This window comes from Hydrogenophaga sp. RWCD_12, from assembly GCF_046604225.1.
Classification (GTDB): domain Bacteria; phylum Pseudomonadota; class Gammaproteobacteria; order Burkholderiales; family Burkholderiaceae_C; genus Hydrogenophaga.
On the sequence record NZ_JBKIXC010000004.1, the window covers coordinates 286,509 to 304,603 of the forward strand.

An 18,095-nucleotide genomic window follows, 5' to 3' on the forward strand; every position below is an offset into this window, starting at 1 on the left:
GGATGGCCATGAGCTGGCTGAACGAATTTGACGAGCGCCTGGCCGCGCTGGACGCGCAGTCGCTGCGCCGCGTGCGCCGCGCGGTCACGCCCGAGCCGGGGGCCCGGCTCAACGTGGACGGCGTGTCGCTGCTGGCCTTCTGCAGCAACGACTACCTGGGCCTCGCGCAAGACCCGCTGCTGCGCCAGGCGGTGCACGCCGCGGTGGACCGCTACGGCGTGGGCTCCGGCGCCTCGCCCATGGTCAGCGGCCACAGCGTGGCCAACGCCGCGCTGGAGCGCGAGCTGGCCGAGGCCGTGGGCCTGCCGCGCGCGCTGTATTTCTACGCCGGCTACGCCACCAACGCCAGCACCGTGCCGGCGTTGGTGGGCGAGGGCGACGCGCTGTTCTCCGACGCGTTGAACCACGCCTGCCTGATCGACGGCGCGCGCCTGTCCAAGGCCACGGTGCACCGCTTCCCCCACGGCGACCTGGCGCGGCTCGACGCGCTGCTGGTCGCCAGCCCGGCGCGCCGCAAGCTGGTGATCAGCGACGCGGTGTTCAGCATGGACGGCGACGTGGCCGACATCGCCGGCCTGCACGCGCTGTGCGAGCGGCACGACGCGCTGCTGCTGCTGGACGACGCGCACGGCTTCGGAGTGCTGGGGCCGCAGGGCCGTGGCGCGCTGGCCGCCGCCGGCCTCACCGGCGCGGGCGCTTCGCCGCGCGTGCTCTACATGGCCACGCTGGGCAAGGCCCTGGGCGTGGCGGGCGCCTTCGTGGCCGGGCCCGAGCGGCTGGTCGAGTGGCTGCTGCAGAAAACCCGCAGCTACACCTACGCCACCGCCGCGCCGGCCCTGCTGGCCGAGGCCGTGCGCGCCGGCCTGCGCTGTGTGCTCGGTGCCGAGGGCGAACGCCGGCGCCAGCACCTGGCCGCGCTGATCTCGCAGCTGCGCGACGGTCTGGCGCCGGGCGCCCACCCGGCTATCGACGCCGCCGGCTGGACGCTGATTCACTCGGACACCGCCATCCAGCCGCTGGTGATCGGCGACAACGCCGCCGCGCTGGACGTGATGGCGCGCCTGCACGCGCAGGGGCTGTGGGTGCCCGCCATCCGGCAGCCCACCGTGCCGGAGGGCACGGCCCGCCTGCGCATCACCCTGTCCGCGGCCCATGGCGCCGACGATGTCATTCGCCTGATTAAGGCGTTGTCCACTGAAGCGGGATCTCAGACTGGCTTGGATGCGCGCGGTCTTCACAAAGTGTGACTCGACCGATATAGGCTGAATGCAGCCTCTCACCCCTGATCGGAGGAAAGTCTGGTGTGGGGTGGAGAGTGGCTGGATGTGTTGAAGCCATCCGACTGATTCACGCGGCGGCAGACCTTGGCTTGAACTGCCTACCGTCGTCTGGCGCCCTTCAGTTGCAAGGCGCAGCTGTGCGAGCCTCGACTTGAGGAAATAGCACGTTGTTCTCCAGGTGGATGTGGCTGATCAGGTCATCGGTCAGCTGCGCGGTGCCGGCGAAGAGCGCACGCCACGTATTGCAGGCGCCCGGTGGAGGGGTGTGGTCGTTGGTCAAGGCGGCCAACTGGTCGAGCAGCGCGCCGTGTGCGGTGTGTTCGCCGCGCATCGCGCCGATTGGGCTACCCAGGCCGGCGGCGCTGCTTTCGATGGCGGGGAACAGCACCTGTTCCTCCTTCTCCATGTGCTCCAGCAACTCCACTTCCATGTTTTCGAGCAGGGCCGCCAGACCCACTGGTACAGCCGGGTGGTCGCGGTGCACCGCCTCCACGCGCCGGGCCATGCGGACCAGTTCGGGCAACTGTTCGCGGTGCACTGCGTGGTAACGCGTGAGGATGTGGTCGATCAGCGCGGCCGCGTCTTGCGCGTCGGGCGCCTGGTCTTCGCGCTGCAGGCGGGCCAGTTCGGCCAGCACGGCGTCGGTGTCCAGCCCCTTGCTGGCGCAGGCCTGTGCCAGCGGCACCTGGCCGCCGCAGCAGAAATCCAGCTTGAGGCGGCGGAAGATGGCGGTGGCCCCCGGCAGGTTGACGGCGATCTGGCCGATGGCCTGCTGGGCCTGTGGGCGCTCAACGGTGGTGGTGTTCATGTGCAGCTCCTGAATGTGCATTTGAGATGCATGTATTGAGCCATAAAATGCATTCAAAATGCATATTTCCATAGAACAAGTCCGGACATCCGGACGAACGACCCCCGCCACACCCTTGGACCCCGACCGGAGCCTACCGTGCGACTGACCCAGTGGACCGACTACAGCCTGCGGGTGCTCATGTACTGCGCCGCCACCCAGGGCCGCGAGGCCCCGCCCACCGTGGCCGAGATCGCGCAGGCGCACGGCATCTCGCGCAGCCACCTGACCAAAATCGTCATGACCCTGGCCGCCCAGGGCTGGCTGGAAACCCTGCGCGGTCGCGGTGGCGGCCTGCGTCTGCTGGTCCAGGCCGGAGAAGTCAGCGTTGGCGAAGTGGTGCGCCAGACCGAGGCCGATTTCCAGCTCGTGGAATGCTTTGACGCCACGGGCAACACCTGTCGCATGGGCGGACGCTGCCGCCTGCAGTTGGCGCTGCAACAGGCGATGGATGCCTACCTGGCCGTGCTGGATGGCTTGACGCTGGCCGATCTGGTGGCGCCAGCGGGCGCCGCCCGGGTGCGCTGGGTGCCAGGTCTGCCCGACCCCGCCCTGTTGTCGGCGCGGCCTGTGGCGGGGTAACCTTTGGCGATGGCATCCACCGCATCCCTGTCGACCAAGCTGATCCGCATCGGCGCCGCCTTGCTGCTGCTGGGCTTGGCCTCGATCGGACTGACGCTGTGGGTCACCTGGCAGCTCGAGGGCGGCGCGGCGGCGGTCAACGAAGCTGGGCGCATGCGGATGCAGACCTGGCGGCTGACCAGCGCGGTGCAGGCCCAGCGCCCCACCCCCGAGGTACAAGCTCTCGTGGCGCAGTTCGATCAGAGCCTGGGGCTGCTGAGCGAGGGCGACCCGTCTAGGCCCCTGTTCGTGCCCTGGGACCCGGATGTGCGGCGCGAGTTCGCCGCGGTGCAGTCGCTCTGGCTGACCCAACGGAACCTTTGGACCGCGGTGCCACCCCCCGAGCCGTCCCGCTTGATCGAATCGGCCGATGCCTTTGTGCAAGCGGTGGACCGTTTTGTGCTCGCCATCGAACATCAGCTCTCAGGCTTCACAGCCGTGCTCAATCTGTTCCAGTTCGTGATGATGGCGCTGGCGATCGGCGGCGCGGTGGTCATGCTCTACACCGGCTATCTTTACGTGATCAATCCGCTGGTGCACCTGCGGCGCGGCCTGGCGCAGGTGGAAAGCGGGCAGTTCGGTGCGCGCATCGACGTCGACACGCAAGACGAGTTTGGCCAGGTGGCCGCCGGCTTCAACCGAATGGCCTCGACCCTGCAGTCGCTCTACGAAGGCCTGGAGGCCAAGGTGGTGTCCAAGACCGAGCGCATCGAGGCGCAGCGCGCGCGCCTGGAGTCGCTCTACGAGGTTAGTGCCTTTCTGGCCAAGGCCAACACGATCGAAGAGCTTTCCAAAGGCTTCTCGCAGCGGGTGCGTTCCGTGATGAAGGCCGACGCAGTGGCGGTGCGCTGGTCCGACGAGGCCAACCAGCGCTACCTGATGCTGGCCTCGGACTGCTTCCCGCAGGAGATGCACGACGAGGAGCGCAGCCTGATTGCGGGTGCCTGCGCCTGCGGTAGCCTTCAGCCCGATGCGCGCATCCGCGTCATTCCGATCCACAACCACGATGCGGCGCCGATGCGGCACTGCGCGCGAGTGGGCTACCAGAACCTGGTGAGCGTACCGGTGCGCCTGCAGCAGCGCCTGATCGGCGAGATCGACCTGTTTTTTCGCAGCGAGATCCACCTCAACGCCGACGAGACCGAGCTGCTCGATGCGCTGGCCAGCCACCTGGCGAGTGCGCTCGAAGGCCTGCGCGCAGCCGCGCTGGAGCGCGAGGCGGCGGTGGGCGAGGAGCGGTCGCTGCTGGCGCGCGAACTGCACGATTCGATCGCGCAGTCGCTGGCCTTCCTCAAGATCCAGACGCAGCTGCTGCGCAGCGCGGTGAACAAGCAGCAGCCTGACAAGGTTCAGTCGACGCTGGACGAACTGGATGCAGGCCTGAAGGAAAGCATCAACGACGTGCGCGAACTGCTGGTGCATTTCCGCACCCGCACCAATACCGACGACATCGAGGCTGCACTCCAGGAGACGCTGCAGAAGTTCCAGCACCAGACCGGCCTGCCCACGCGCCTGCAGCTTGAAGGTGAAGGTCTGCCGCTGCCCGCCGACGTGCAGGTGCAGGTGCTGCATGTGCTGCAGGAGGCGCTTTCCAACGTGCGCAAGCACGCCGACGCCAGCCATGTGAGCCTGGACGTGCACAAGGGCCCGCACTGGCGCTTCGTGGTGCGCGACAACGGCGGCGGCTTCGACACCGCGCAACGCCAGGGTGAAACCCACGTTGGCACCAAGATCATGCGCGAGCGCGCCGAACGCATCGGCGCCTCCGTAGCGATCGAATCCCGTGTGGGTCAGGGCACCACCGTCACACTGACCCTGCCACCCAACCCGGTGACCGCCCACGGCGTCGCCACCGTGGGTCTGGACTTTTCCGAATCCGTTCTGAGCACCCCATGACCCACCCCATCCGGCTGCTGCTGGTCGACGACCATTCCCTGTTCCGCCGTGGCCTCAGGGCCCTGCTGTCCACCGACGAACGCTTCACGGTGGCCTGTGAGGCCGGTGACGTGGGCGAGGCGCTGCGCTGCCTGACCCAGCAGGCGCCGGACGTGATCCTGCTGGACAACCACCTGCCCGGGGTGCGCGGCGTGGATGCGATTCCTGCGCTCAAGGACGCGGCTCCCGGTGCGCGCATCCTCATGCTGACGGTGAGTGAAGACGAGAACGACCTCGCCGCCGCGCTGCAGGCCGGCGCCGACGGCTACCTGCTTAAAACGGTGGAGTCCGACCAGCTGTGCGAGACCATCGTCAAGGTGATGGACGGCGAATCGGTGATCAGCCCGGAAATGATGACCAAGCTGGTGTCGGTGTTCCGCGCGCGACCGGTCGCCGTGGCGCCGCAGGCAGCCCCCGTGAGCGCGACCGCTCCGCCGGAGCCGTCGCGTGATATGGCGGCGGGGGCCGACCTGCTGTCGCCACGTGAACGCGAGATCCTGCTGCTGATCGCGCGTGGCGACAGCAACAAGCTGATCGCGCGTGCGCTGGACATCGCGGAGACCACGGTGAAGATCCACGTGCAGCACATCCTGCGCAAGCTGGGTTTGAGTTCGAGGGTGCAGGCTGCCGTGTTCGCCACCCACCACGGGCTGGCCTGACGGCAGTGATTCGCGTGGGTGTCACTGCGACGGGCGGCGCAACACCACAGCCGCCACCACCGTCCAGAAACCGAAGCGAAGGGTCAGCGCGCCCACCGTGCGCATCTCGAAGGCGCCGCCACGGAGCACATGCACCCCGAAAGCCGCCGCCAGCAAGGCTGTGCCCACCGCCAGAGCGGTCGACAGCCACAGGCCCCAGCGCGCGCCGTGCCACAGGCCCAGTCCGGCCGCCACGTAGACGAACCCCGCGACAAAGTTGAACCACAGCACATACCCCACGGTGTTCCCCAGGGCCATGCGGGTGGCTGCGTCGCCAAACAGTCCCTGCCAGCCGCTGACTACCGTGAGGGCGCCGAACACCACGCCGAAGGCGGACAGAGCTTTCATGAGGCGGGGAGTGGTCATCGTGGCTCTCTGGTTCAGGCGGGTGCGAGGGTGGAGACGCCTTCCAGCGCGCGGCCTTCGCCGGCCTCTTCCACCGTCTGACCATCGTGAATGTGGTAGATCCGCTTGAAGGTGGGAATGATCTTTTCGTCGTGCGTCACGACGATGATCGCGGTCTGCGCCTGCTGCGCCATCTGGTTGAGGATGCGCATCACGCCCAGCGCGCGCTCGCTGTCCAGTGGCGCGGTGGGTTCGTCGGCCAGGATCACGGGCGGTTTGTTCGCCAGCGCGCGGGCGATGGACACCCGCTGCTGCTCGCCCCCCGAAAGCTGCGAGGGCTCGGCCCTGGCCCGGTGCTGCACGTCCAGCGCGGTCAGCAGCTCCAGCGCCCGCTCGCGGGACTGCGCATTGGGCACGCCGGCCAGCATGGGCAGCAAGGCCACGTTGTCGGTCACGTCCAGGAACGGAATCAGGTACGGCGCCTGGAACACGAAGCCGATGCGGTCGCGCCGCAGTTCGCGCAGGTCTTTCACCTTCCAGCCGTTGTCGTAGATGACTTCGTTGCCCAGCGTCATCTTGCCGCTGGTGGGTTCGATGATGGCGCCCAGGCACTTGAGCAGCGTGCTCTTGCCCGAGCCCGAAGGGCCCACCAGGCCTACCACCTCGCCGGGTGCCACCTGCATGTTCACGTGTTTCAGCGCTTCCACGGCGGTGTCGCCACTGCCGTAGACCTTGCGCAAGCCTTCGATCAGGATGCCGCCTTGATTGGGGTTGTTCATGGTGTTCATCCGATCGCCGCTCCCGGGTCCACCTTCAGCGCCACGCGGATCGCCAGCGTGCTGGCCAGCGCGCAGATGATCAAGGTGACCACCAGGCCGGTGACCGAATCGCCCGGCAGCAGCAACACAAATTTGGGAAACGCCGGCGCCCAGAACGTGGCCGCCACCTTGCCCACCGCAAAGCCGATCAGGCCCAGTCCCAGCGCCTGCTGCAGGATCATGCCGGCAATGGTGCGGTCGCGCGTGCCGATGAGCTTCAAGACCGCGATTTCGCGCAGCTTGCCCATGGTCATGGTGTAGATGATGAAAGCCACGATCGCCGCGCTGACGATGGCCAGGATCACGAGGAACATGCCGATCTGCTTGGCTGAATTGGCGATCAGCTTCACCACCAGGATGTCTTCCATCTGGTCGCGGGTGAACACGTTCAGGTGCTTCCAGCGCCGGATCGGCTCGGCCACCTGTTCGGGGTTGAACCCGGGCGCGATCTGCACCAGCACCGCGTTCACGTTGCGGCTGCTGGTCTGCAGGTTTTGCACCGCCTCCAGCAGGCCGGGGCTGCCCGGGCGGTTGAAGGCCGGGTTGGCGGCGGTGCGCGCGCGGTCATTGACGATGGCGTCGTTGTCTTTCAAAAACTGCGTTTCCTGCGCGTCCTTCATCGGCACGAACAGCATCGGGTCGCCGCCCGACGACACCATGCGCCGCGTCAGCCCGACCACCGCGTAGTTGTGCCGACGGATGCGCACCGTGTCGCCCAGCGCCAAGCCGGTTTTCACATCGGCCACCGCCTCGTAGTGGTTGCGCGTGATGTGCCGGCCCGCCACCAGGTAGCTTGGCGCACCGGGCTGGCCCGGCTCCATGCCCACCACCATCACCCGCTGGTCCTGCCCGTCCTTCTGCACCTGCATGGTCAGGTAGGCCACGTTGGCCGCCGCGGCCACGCCCGGCATGCCGCGCACGCTGCGCACCACGTCGTCCTTGAGGCTAGACGACTCGGCGTAAGGCCCCTGCGTGTCTTTCTGCACCACCCACAGGTCGGCGCGGCTGTTGGAGAGCAGCGCGTGCGCGTCGTCCACCATGCCGCGGTACACGCCCGCCATGGTCAGCGTCACGCCGATCAGCAGCCCCAGGCCCAGCCCGGTCAGCACGTACTTGCTCCAGCCGTGCAGGATGTCGCGGCCGGCCAGGCTGATCACTTCCTGGCTCCCGCAGGCAGCAGCTGTTCCACCACTGCGATGCGCGCGCCGGGCTTCAGCGCGCTCTGGCTGTACAGCACCACCGTGTCGCCTTCGTTCAACCCATTCAGCGCCTGCACCGAGCCGTCCAGCCCCTGTACGCCCAGCGTCACTGGTGCGAACGCCAGCGCGCCGTCCTTCAGCCGCCACACACCGGTCTGGCCCTCATGCTGCACCACGGCCGCGTTGGGCAGCAGCAGCGTCTCGGCGGAAGCCGGCAGCTGCAACGTCACCTCGGCCATCTCGCCCACGGAAGCGCCCAACGACGCGCCCGCCGGCAGCGCATCAAACGCCACCATCGCCAGCCGCTCTTCGGTCACGCTGTCGGCCAGCGCTTCCACCCGCGCCACCTTGCCCGCCAGCAGCTCCCCCGGGCGCGAGCGCAGCGCGATGCGCGCCGTCAGCCCCGGCGTCAGCCCGGCCGAACGGCCCTGGTCCACCCGCAGCTTCACCCACAGGCTGGCCGGGTCCATCAGCCGCAGTACCGCCTGGCCCGCCACCACCGTGGTCCCCGCCTCGGCGTCGCGGCTGGTCACCACCGCCGCCGCAGGCGCCACCAGTTTCAGGTTGCCCCGCTGCTGCGCCAGCGCCGCGCGCTCGGCGCGCAGCCGCGTGATGTCCTGCGCGCTGCCGCCCAGGTTGGCCTGCGCCGCGGCCACGCCCGCGCTGGCCGAGGCCACCTCCTGCGCGCGCGCCTCCAGCGCCCCGGCGCTGATGAAGGCCTGCTTCGCCAGGTCTTCGTTGCGTTTGAGGTTCGCCGCCGCCAGCGCGCGCCGCGCCTGCGCGTCGGCCACCTGCGCGCCCGCCGCCTGCTGCGTGCTCTGCGCGCGGGCCAGCGAGGCGTCCAGCGCCGCCAGCCGCTGGTCCAGGTCCACCGGGTCCATCTCGGCCAGCGCCTGGCCCGGCTGCACGGCCTGCCCGACGTCCACTTTCACGCCCAGCACCCGCCCAGCCGCGGTCGGCCCCACCATCCAGCTGCGCTGCGCCTCCACCTGGCCGATGCCGAAGATTTCAGGGCGCACGCTGCCTTTTTTCACCTCGGTCACCTGGACCTTCACCGGCGCCAGCGGCCCGGTCCGCAGCGCCACCCAGGCCAGCGCCGCCAGCAGCGCCAGCGCCATGCCGCCCAGCAGCAGCCGGCGCGAGAGTTGGGGATTCAGCTTCATGCGGTGGACTCCTTGTCGCGCCGGGCCCGACTGGGCGGCGCGGCGATGGCTTGTTGAAAAAGCTCGAACACGGCGGGCGCCAGCTGGCGCATCGCGCCCACCTGGCCACTCAGCAGCGACTGCATCACCAGCCCCTGCACCGAACCGATGAACAGCACCGCCGCCGCCTGCAGATCGGTGCCCGGCGCCAGCTGACGTGCCGCCTGCGCGCGCTCCAGCAGGCCTGTGATCAGCGTGCGGTAGTCCTGCATCAATTGCCGAACCTGCGTCTTCAGTGGTGTGTCCTCCGGATGCTGCAGTTCCTGAAAGATCACCCTCGGCACGCCCGGCTGTTCCACCACGAAATCCGCATGCGCCATGAACACCGCCCGCAAGGCCGTCAGCGGCTGGCTGCCTGCCTCGGCCGCGGCGCGCAGGCGCGTCAGCAAATCCTTGTGGACAGCGTCCATCACCGCCAGCCAGATGGAGCTCTTGCTCTCGAAGTGGCGGAAGACGGCGCCTTGCGTGATGCCCACGGCCTGGGCCAGGTCGGCGGTAGTGATGTCGGCCGGACTGCGCTGTGCGGCAAGGGCCAGCGCGGCCGCCACCAGACTGGCCTGGCGCTGTTCGGTCGCTTGCTTGGGGGTGGGTTGGGTTGCCATGGCTTGAAATGTAATTCATCAATTACTTATATTCAAGCCGACGTCGACGCGATAGGTGCGTGTCCGATCCGATGACGCCTGTGTCTTGATCTGGCGCAAGCCGTGCCTGAAAAGCCGGCGGAGTAGTTCTTCAGAACGACGCAGCCGCGCCGGCGCCTCGTCCTTCTGCCGTGGCCGTGCATGCCTCTGGCGGATGTTCAGCCCTACCCTGAAAAGGGACAGTCATGCCATGTCTTTCGGAGAGAAAACATGGCTTCAGAACTGAGAAATGAGAGAAAGGCCTGGTCGGTCCTGATCGTCAGTACGCTGGCGTTCACGGTCTGCTTCATGGTCTGGATGATGTTTGGCGTGATCGGCATTCCGATCAAGAAGATGCTGAACCTGAATGCGACCGAGTTCGGCCTGCTGACTGCGACGCCGGTGCTCACCGGCTCGCTGATCCGCGTGCCCCTGGGCATCTGGACCGACCGTTACGGCGGCCGCATCGTGATGGCGATCCTGATGGCGGTCACCGTGCCGGCGATCTGGCTGATGAGCTATGCCACCGAGTACTGGCACTTCCTGACCATCGGCCTGTTCGTCGGCCTGGCGGGCGGTTCGTTCTCGGTCGGCACGCCCTATGTCGCGCGCTGGTTCCCCAAGGGCCGCCAGGGCATGGCCATGGGCGTGTACGGCGCGGGCAACTCCGGCTCGGCGGTCAACAAGTTCGTGGCGCCGGTGCTGCTGGTGGCCTTTGGCTGGACCATGGTGCCTCAGGTGTACGCGGCCATCATGCTCGGCACCCTGGTGCTGTTCTGGCTGTTCAGCCACAGCGACCCAGCCCACCTGGTGCCCAGCCACGTGAAGTTCAGCGATCAGCTCAAGGCGCTGAAGGATCCCAAGGTCATCAAATACTGCCAGTACTACAGCATCGTGTTCGGTGGCTACGTGGCGCTGGCGCTGTGGATGGTGCAGTACTACGTGGGCGAGTTCGGCCTGGATATCCGCGTGGCCGCGCTGCTGGCCGCTTGCTTCTCGCTGCCCGGTGGCGTGCTGCGCGCCATCGGCGGCGTGCTCTCCGACAAGTACGGCGCGCACAAAGTCACCTGGTGGGTGATGTGGGTGAGCTGGATCTGCCTGTTCCTGCTGAGCTACCCGCAGACCGACTTCACGGTGATGACCGTCAACGGCCCCAGCACCTTCCACATCGGCCTGAACGTCTACCTGTTCACCGGCCTGATGTTCATCCTAGGCGTGGCCTGGGCCTTCGGCAAGGCCAGCGTCTTCAAGTACATCAGCGACGACTACCCCGGGAACATCGGTGCCATCAGCGGCATCGTCGGCCTGGCCGGCGGCATGGGCGGCTTTGTGCTGCCGATCCTGTTCGGCGTACTGATGGACCTGACCGGCATTCGCTCCAGCGCTTTCATGCTGATGTACGGCGTGGTCTGGGTTTCGCTGATCTGGATGTACTGGACCGAAGTCCGCGGAACCCAGGTCATGGGCGCCAGCGCCAAGTCCTTCTCCCTTCAGAACTGACCACACCGGTCAGCACTTCCCATGAACAACCAAACCACCTCCGGCGCCGACGTCCAGGACTGGCGCCCCGAAGACGAACGCTTCTGGAACAGCACCGGCAGCCGCATCGCCTACCGCAACCTCTGGATCTCGGTGCCCGCCCTGCTGTGCGGCTTCGCGGTCTGGGGCATGTGGGGCATCATCACCGTGCAGATGCTCAACCTGGGTTTCCCTTTCACCCAGGCCGAGCTGTTCACGCTGACCGCCATCTCCGGCATCTCCGGCGCCACCATGCGCATCCCGGCGTCCTTTCTGGTGCGCCTGGCCGGTGGTCGCAACACCATCTTCCTGACCACCGCCATGCTGCTGGCCCCGGCGATTGGCACCGGCATCGCGTTGCAGCACAAGGACTGGCCGCTGTGGGTGTTCCAGCTGATGGCGCTGTGGTCGGGCGTGGGCGGCGGCAACTTCGCCAGCTCGATGTCCAACATCAGCACCTTCTTCCCCAAGCGCCTGCAGGGCACGGCTCTGGGCCTGAACGCTGGCCTGGGCAACTTCGGTGTCACGACGATGCAGATCGTCATCCCGCTGGTGATGACCCTGCCGCTGCTGGGCGCCTTCGGCGGTGAATCCATGACGCTGGTGAAAGACAGCGGCTGGATCTTCGGCAAGATCGCCGCCGGCACGCCGACCTGGATCCAGAACGCCGGCTTTGCCTGGGTGCTCTCACTGGTGCCGCTGTCCATCCTGGCCTGGTTCGGCATGAACAACCTCAAGACGGTGTCACCCGATGCGGGCAACCCCATCGTCGCGTTCGCCAAGGTCACCTACCTCTACACCCTGGCCTTCATCCCGGCCATCTTCATGCTCTACCTGTACCTGCCGGCCCCCACCGGTCTGGGCATTCTGAACATGTGGGTCGCGATCCCGCTGGACATCATCCTGGCGCTGCTGATGATGAAGCTGGCTGCCTTTGGCCCCATGAAAGAAGGCGTGAACAAGCAGTTCGCCATCTTCGGCAACAAACACACCTGGTCGCTTACAGCGCTCTACATCGTCACCTTCGGTTCCTTCATCGGCTTCTCGATGGTGCTGCCGCTGGCCATCACGGTGATCTTCGGCTTCCAGCACATCCCCGACGCTGCGGGCGTCATGCAGCACGCGCTGAAGAACCCCAATGCGCCCTCGGCCCTGACCTACGCCTGGATCGGTCCCTTCGTCGGTGCCGCGGTGCGGCCCATCGGCGGCTGGATCAGCGACAAGGTCGGTGGCTCCATCGTCACCCAGGTCATCTCGGCCGTGATGGTGGCGGCCTCCGGTGCGGTGGGCTACGTGATGATGCAGGCCTACGGTTCGGCCACGCCCGAGCAGTACTTCCCCGCCTTCATCGGCCTGTTCATCGTGCTGTTCTTTGCCAGCGGCATCGGCAACGGTTCCACCTTCCGCACCATCGGCGTCATCTTCGACCGCCAGCAGGCCGGCCCCGTGCTGGGCTGGACCTCGGCCGTCGCCGCCTACGGCGCCTTCATCGCGCCGGTCGTCATCGGCGCGCAGATCAAGGCCGGCACGCCGCAGTTCGCCATGTACGGCTTCGCCATCTTCTACGCCCTGTGCCTGGTGCTGAACTGGTGGTTCTACCTGCGCAAGGGCGCCGAGATCAAGAACCCCTGAGCGCCCCAGACACGTTTTTTCGGAGACCCCACGATGAGTCACTTCCTCGACCGCCTGAGCCACTTTTCGGCTCCAACTGAAAGCTTCTCCGGCTCGCACGGCATCACCACCGGCGAAGACCGCACCTGGGAAGACGCCTACCGCAACCGATGGGCGCACGACAAGATCGTGCGCTCCACCCACGGCGTGAACTGCACGGGCTCCTGCTCGTGGAAGATCTACGTCAAGGGCGGCATCGTCACCTGGGAAACCCAGCAGACCGACTACCCGCGCACCCGCGCCGACCTGCCCAACCACGAGCCGCGCGGCTGCGCCCGTGGCGCCTCTTACAGCTGGTACCTGTACAGCGCCAACCGCGTGAAGTACCCCATGGTGCGCGGCAAGTTGCTGGCGCACTGGCGCGCGGCGCTGGCCGTGGCCAAGAGCCCGGTCGATGCCTGGGCCGCCATCGTCGAGAACCCGGACGCCCGCCGCCAGTGGCAGCAGCAGCGCGGCCTGGGCGGCATGGTGCGCAGCACCTGGGACGAGGTCAACCAGATCATTGCCGCGTCCAACGTCTACACCATCAAGAAGCACGGTCCGGATCGGGTCTGGGGTTTCTCGCCCATTCCCGCCATGTCCATGGTCAGCTACGCCGCCGGCTCGCGCTACCTGTCGCTGATCGGTGGCGTGTGCATGAGCTTCTACGACTGGTACTGCGACCTGCCGCCGGCCAGCCCGCAAATCTGGGGTGAGCAGACCGACGTGCCCGAGTCGGCCGATTGGTACAACTCCACCTTCATCATTGCCTGGGGCTCCAACGTGCCCCAGACCCGCACGCCCGACGCCCACTTCTTCACCGAGGTCCGCTACAAGGGCGCCAAGACGGTGGCAATCACGCCCGACTACGCCGAGATCAGCAAGCTCTGCGACCTCTGGATGCACCCCAAGCAGGGCACGGACGCTGCAGTCGCGATGGCCATGGGCCATGTGATCCTCAAGGAGTTCTACTTCGACAAGCGCTCGGCGTACTTCGACGACTACGTGCGCCGCTACACCGACATGCCCAACCTGGTGCAGCTAGAAGAGCGCACCCTGCCCGACGGCCGCAAGGTCGTGGTGCCCGGCCGCTACCTGCGCGCCAGCGACTTCAACGGCAAGCTCGGCCAGGCTAACAACCCCGAGTGGAAGACGGTCGCTATCGACCAGGACGACAAGGTCGTGCTGCCCAACGGTTCCATCGGCTTCCGCTGGGGCGCCGAAGGCCGCACCGACGCGGGCAAGTGGAACCTGGAAGACAAGGAGGCCCGCAGCGACGAACAGGTCAAGCTCAAGCTCAGCCTGATGGAAGGCGAAGGCAGCGAGTACGAAGTGGGCGAGGTCGCTTTCCCGTACTTCGGCGGCATCGACACGCCCAACTTCACGGCCAACAAGCAGTCCAACGCCACCGACGACGTGCTGGTGCGCCAGGTGCCGGTGCGCCGCATCAAGCTGGGCAAGGCCGGTGAAGAGCGCTACGCGCTGGTCGCCACCGTGTTCGACCTCACCGTCGCCAACTACGGCGTCAACCGCGGCCTGCCGGGGGACACCGGCGCCACCAGCTACGACCAGGACACGCCCTACACACCCGCCTGGCAGGAGAAGATCACCGGCGTCAAGCGCGACCAGGTGATCGCGGTGGCGCGCCAGTTCGCCGACAACGCCGACAAGACCAAGGGCAAGTCCATGGTCATCATCGGCGCGGCCATGAACCACTGGTACCACAGCGACATGAACTACCGCGGCATCATCAACATGCTGATGATGTGCGGCTGCATCGGCCAGAGCGGTGGCGGCTGGGCGCACTACGTGGGCCAGGAGAAGCTGCGCCCGCAGACAGGCTGGACCGCGCTGGCCTTCGCGCTGGACTGGGTGCGCCCGCCGCGCCAGATGAACTCCACCAGCGCCTTCTACGCCCACACTGACCAGTGGCGTTACGAGAAGCTGGGCGTGGACGAGATCCTCTCGCCGCTGGCCGACAAGGGCAAGTTCGGCGGCAGCCTGATCGACTACAACGTGCGCGCCGAGCGCATGGGCTGGCTGCCCAGCGCGCCGCAGCTGCAGACCAACCCGATGCAGGTGGTCAAGGACGCCACGGCCGCCGGCATGGACCCGAAGGACTATGCGGTCAAGGCGCTCAAGGACGGCTCGCTGCGCATGAGCTGCGAGGACCCGGACCACCCGGACAACTGGCCGCGCAACCTGTTCGTCTGGCGCTCCAACATCCTGGGCTCCAGCGGCAAGGGCCACGAGTACTTCCTCAAGCACCTGCTGGGCACCACGCACGGCGTGCAGGGCAAGGACCTGGGCGCCGACGACGCCAAGCCCACCGAAGTGACCTGGCACGACAAGGCGCCCGAAGGCAAGCTGGACCTGGTGGTCACGCTGGACTTCCGCATGAGCACGACCTGCCTGTACTCCGACATCGTGTTGCCCACAGCGACCTGGTACGAGAAGAACGACCTCAACACCAGCGACATGCACCCTTTTATCCACCCGCTGTCCACCGCGGTGGACCCGGCCTGGCAGAGCAAGAGCGACTGGGAGATCTACAAGGGCTTCGCCAAGGCCTTCAGCGAGGTCTGCGTCGGCCACCTGGGCGTGGAGAAGGAGCTCATGCTCACGCCGCTGATGCACGACAGCCCGGCCGAACTGGCCCAGCCCTTTGACGTGAAGGAATGGAAGAAGGGCGAGTGCGACCTGATCCCCGGCAAGACCGCGCCGCAGATCAGCGTGGTCGAACGCGACTACCCCAACACCTACGCCCGCTTCACCGCCCTGGGTCCGCTGATGGACAAGGCCGGCAACGGCGGCAAGGGCATCGCCTGGAACACGCAGACCGAGGTCGGCCAGCTCAAGGAACTCAACGGCACCGTGCACACCGAAGGCGTGGCCAAGGGCATGGCCCGCATCGACAGCGACATCGACGCCTGCGAGGTGGTGCTGCAGCTGGCGCCCGAGACCAACGGCCACGTCGCCGTAAAGGCCTGGGAGGCCTTGAGCAAGATCACCGGCCGCGACCACACCCACCTGGCCCTGCACCGCGAGGACGAGAAGATCCGTTTCCGCGACATCCAGGCACAGCCGCGCAAGATCATTTCGTCGCCCACCTGGTCCGGCCTCGAATCGGAAAAGGTCTCGTACAACGCCGGCTACACCAACGTGCACGAGCTGATCCCATGGCGCACCCTCACCGGCCGCCAGCAGTTCTACCTGGACCACCCCTGGATGTTGGCCTTCGGTGAAGGCCTCTCCAGCTACCGCCCGCCGGTCGACCTCAAGACGGTGGACGAGATGATTCACCGCCGTCCCAACGGCAACAAGGAGATCAGCCTCAACTTCATCACGCCGCACCAGAAGTGGGGCATCCACAGCACGTACAGCGACAACCTGCACATGCTCACGCTCAACCGCGGCGGCCCGGTGATCTGGCTCAGCGAGGACGACGCGAAGAGCGCCGGCATCGCCGACAACGACTGGGTCGAGCTGTTCAACACCAACGGCGCCATCGCGGCGCGCGCGGTGGTGAGCCAGCGCGTGAACCCGGGCATGGTGCTCATGTACCACGCCCAGGAAAAGATCATCAACACCCCCGGTGCGGAGATCACAGGCACGCGCGGTGGCATCCACAACTCGGTGACCCGCATCGTGACCAAACCGACCCACATGATCGGCGGCTACGCGCAGTTCAGCTACGGCTTCAACTACTACGGAACCATCGGCACCAACCGCGACGAGTTCGTCATCGTGCGCAAGATGCGCAAGATCGACTGGCTCGACGGCGAAGGCCGTGACTCGGTTCAGGCGTGATCAGCACAGGAGAACAAAGATGAAAGTACGTGCCCAAATCGCGATGGTGCTGAACCTGGACAAGTGCATCGGTTGCCACACCTGTTCGGTCACCTGCAAGAACGTCTGGACCAGCCGCCCCGGCGTGGAATACGCCTGGTTCAACAACGTCGAAACCAAGCCCGGCATCGGCTACCCCAAGGAGTGGGAGAACCAGGACAAGTGGAACGGGGGCTGGGTCCGCAAGGCCGACGGTTCCATCGTGCCCAAGCAGGGCGGCAAGTGGTCGCTGCTGATGAAGATCTTCAGCAACCCCAACCTGCCGCAGATCGACGACTACTACGAGCCCTTCACCTTCGACTACGACCACCTGCAGTCGGCGCCCGAGGTGAAGGCCGCGCCCACCGCACGGCCGCGCAGCCTGATCACCGGCCAGCGCATGGAGAAGATCGAGTGGGGCCCGAACTGGGAAGAAATCCTCGGCGGCGAGTTCAGCAAGCGCAGTGCAGACGCCAACCTCGCGAATTTCGACCAGGTCCAGAAGGACATGGTTGGCCAGTTCGAGAACACCTTCATGATGTACCTGCCGCGCCTGTGCGAGCACTGCCTGAACCCGGCCTGCGTGGCCTCGTGCCCTTCGGGCTCGATCTACAAGCGCGAGGACGACGGCATCGTGCTGATCGACCAGGACAAGTGCCGCGGCTGGCGCATGTGCGTGAGCGGCTGCCCCTACAAGAAGATCTACTACAACTGGCAGACCGGCAAGGCCGAGAAGTGCATCTTCTGCTACCCGCGCATCGAGGCCGGCCAGCCCACCGTGTGCAGTGAAACCTGCGTGGGCCGCATCCGCTACCTGGGCGTGGTGCTGTACGACGCCGACCGCATCGCCGAGGCCGCCAGCGTGCCCGACGAGAAGGACCTCTACCAGGCCCAGCTTGACATCTTCCTCAACCCCAACGACCCGGCCGTGATCGAGCAGGCGCGCAAGGACGGCATCCCCGAGAGCTGGCTCGAAGGCGCGCGCAAGAGCCCGGTCTACAAGATGGCAATCGACTGGAAGGTGGCGCTGCCGCTGCACCCCGAGTACCGCACGCTGCCCATGGTCTGGTACGTGCCTCCGCTTTCGCCGATCTCCGCCGCGGCCAACGCGGGCCAGATCGGTGCCAACGGCGAGCTGCCCGACTTCAGCCAGATGCGCATCCCGCTGCAGTACCTGGCCAACCTGCTGACCGCCGGCGACACGGCGCCGGTGGTGCGCGCGCTCGAACGCATGCTGGCCATGCGCGCCTACCAGCGCGGCAAGCACGTGGACGGCGTGGAAAACCTCAAGGTGCTGGAGCAGACTGGCCTGAGCCGCGCCGAGGTCGAGGAGATGTACCACGTGATGGCGATCGCCAACTACGAAGACCGCTTCGTCATCCCGAGTTCGCATCGGGAATACGCTGAAAACGCCTTTGACCTGCGCGGTGGCTGCGGCTTCTCGTTCGGCAACGGCTGTTCGGACGGCGCTTCGGAGACGAGCCTGTTCGGTGGGGACAAGCGCCGCACCATCCCGATCCAGTCGGTGGTCTGA

14 protein-coding genes are annotated in these 18,095 nt (G+C 66.8%); 8 read left to right on the forward strand and 6 right to left on the reverse strand.

Translation table 11 applies throughout. From position 1 onward, the window contains the following. Positions 1–2 precede the first annotated feature (2 nt). On the forward strand, positions 3–1,247 hold the full coding sequence (locus tag ACLIJ1_RS16830; RefSeq protein WP_411366691.1) for an aminotransferase class I/II-fold pyridoxal phosphate-dependent enzyme: 1,245 nt from the start codon (positions 3–5) through the stop codon (positions 1,245–1,247). A gap of 151 nt (positions 1,248–1,398) precedes the next feature. On the opposite strand, the gene ytfE is transcribed toward ACLIJ1_RS16830, so the two are convergent. Further along, positions 1,399–2,088, reverse strand: a complete 690-nt coding sequence (ytfE, locus tag ACLIJ1_RS16835) for an iron-sulfur cluster repair protein YtfE (protein WP_411366692.1) — start codon at positions 2,086–2,088, stop codon at positions 1,399–1,401. A 138-nt stretch (positions 2,089–2,226) separates the two neighbouring features. Here ytfE and ACLIJ1_RS16840 point away from each other — a divergent pair, with 138 nt between their 5' ends. Genes ACLIJ1_RS16840 through ACLIJ1_RS16850 form a run of 3 tightly spaced genes read left to right on the forward strand, consistent with a single transcriptional unit; the run spans position 2,227 to position 5,342 of the window. Then, positions 2,227–2,709: an Rrf2 family transcriptional regulator gene (locus ACLIJ1_RS16840; RefSeq protein WP_411366693.1), complete on the forward strand. Its 483-nt coding sequence runs from the start codon at positions 2,227–2,229 to the stop codon at positions 2,707–2,709. 9 nt (positions 2,710–2,718) lie between these two features. After that, on the forward strand, positions 2,719–4,644 hold the full coding sequence (locus ACLIJ1_RS16845) for a type IV pili methyl-accepting chemotaxis transducer N-terminal domain-containing protein (protein WP_411366694.1): 1,926 nt from the start codon (positions 2,719–2,721) through the stop codon (positions 4,642–4,644). Further along, positions 4,641–5,342: a response regulator gene (locus ACLIJ1_RS16850; RefSeq protein ID WP_411366695.1), complete on the forward strand. Its 702-nt coding sequence runs from the start codon at positions 4,641–4,643 to the stop codon at positions 5,340–5,342. Before ACLIJ1_RS16845 ends, ACLIJ1_RS16850 begins: the two co-directional genes overlap by 4 nt. Before the next feature lie 21 nt (positions 5,343–5,363). Here the strand turns inward: ACLIJ1_RS16850 and ACLIJ1_RS16855 are convergent, their stop codons facing one another. The 5 genes from ACLIJ1_RS16855 to ACLIJ1_RS16875 are packed head-to-tail and all read right to left on the reverse strand — an operon-like array spanning position 5,364 to position 9,547. Next, complete coding sequence (locus ACLIJ1_RS16855) at positions 5,364–5,729, reverse strand: hypothetical protein (RefSeq protein WP_411366696.1); 366 nt, start codon at positions 5,727–5,729, stop codon at positions 5,364–5,366. A 32-nt stretch (positions 5,730–5,761) separates the two neighbouring features. Beyond that, positions 5,762–6,514: an ABC transporter ATP-binding protein gene (locus ACLIJ1_RS16860; protein WP_411366697.1), complete on the reverse strand. Its 753-nt coding sequence runs from the start codon at positions 6,512–6,514 to the stop codon at positions 5,762–5,764. Continuing rightward, positions 6,511–7,701, reverse strand: coding sequence for an ABC transporter permease (locus tag ACLIJ1_RS16865; protein ID WP_411366698.1), 1,191 nt, complete (start codon positions 7,699–7,701; stop codon positions 6,511–6,513). Before ACLIJ1_RS16865 ends, ACLIJ1_RS16860 begins: the two co-directional genes overlap by 4 nt. Further along, positions 7,698–8,906, reverse strand: coding sequence for an efflux RND transporter periplasmic adaptor subunit (locus tag ACLIJ1_RS16870; RefSeq protein ID WP_411366699.1), 1,209 nt, complete (start codon positions 8,904–8,906; stop codon positions 7,698–7,700). The genes ACLIJ1_RS16865 and ACLIJ1_RS16870 overlap by 4 nt, the downstream gene beginning before the upstream one ends. Further along, complete coding sequence (locus ACLIJ1_RS16875; protein ID WP_411366700.1) at positions 8,903–9,547, reverse strand: TetR/AcrR family transcriptional regulator; 645 nt, start codon at positions 9,545–9,547, stop codon at positions 8,903–8,905. Before ACLIJ1_RS16875 ends, ACLIJ1_RS16870 begins: the two co-directional genes overlap by 4 nt. 249 nt (positions 9,548–9,796) lie before the next feature. Here ACLIJ1_RS16875 and ACLIJ1_RS16880 point away from each other — a divergent pair, with 249 nt between their 5' ends. From ACLIJ1_RS16880 to narH, 4 genes are read left to right on the forward strand one after another with little or no spacing between them, the layout of a single operon-like run. Next, positions 9,797–11,065, forward strand: coding sequence for an MFS transporter (locus tag ACLIJ1_RS16880; RefSeq protein ID WP_411366701.1), 1,269 nt, complete (start codon positions 9,797–9,799; stop codon positions 11,063–11,065). A gap of 21 nt (positions 11,066–11,086) precedes the next feature. Further along, positions 11,087–12,715 (forward strand): MFS transporter, encoded by a 1,629-nt coding sequence (locus ACLIJ1_RS16885; protein WP_411366702.1) that lies wholly within the window; start codon positions 11,087–11,089, stop codon positions 12,713–12,715. A 33-nt stretch (positions 12,716–12,748) separates the two neighbouring features. Further along, positions 12,749–16,543: a nitrate reductase subunit alpha gene (locus ACLIJ1_RS16890; RefSeq protein ID WP_411366703.1), complete on the forward strand. Its 3,795-nt coding sequence runs from the start codon at positions 12,749–12,751 to the stop codon at positions 16,541–16,543. Between the two features lie 19 nt (positions 16,544–16,562). Next, entirely contained in the window at positions 16,563–18,095 is a 1,533-nt protein-coding gene (narH, locus tag ACLIJ1_RS16895) for a nitrate reductase subunit beta (protein WP_411366704.1), read from the forward strand.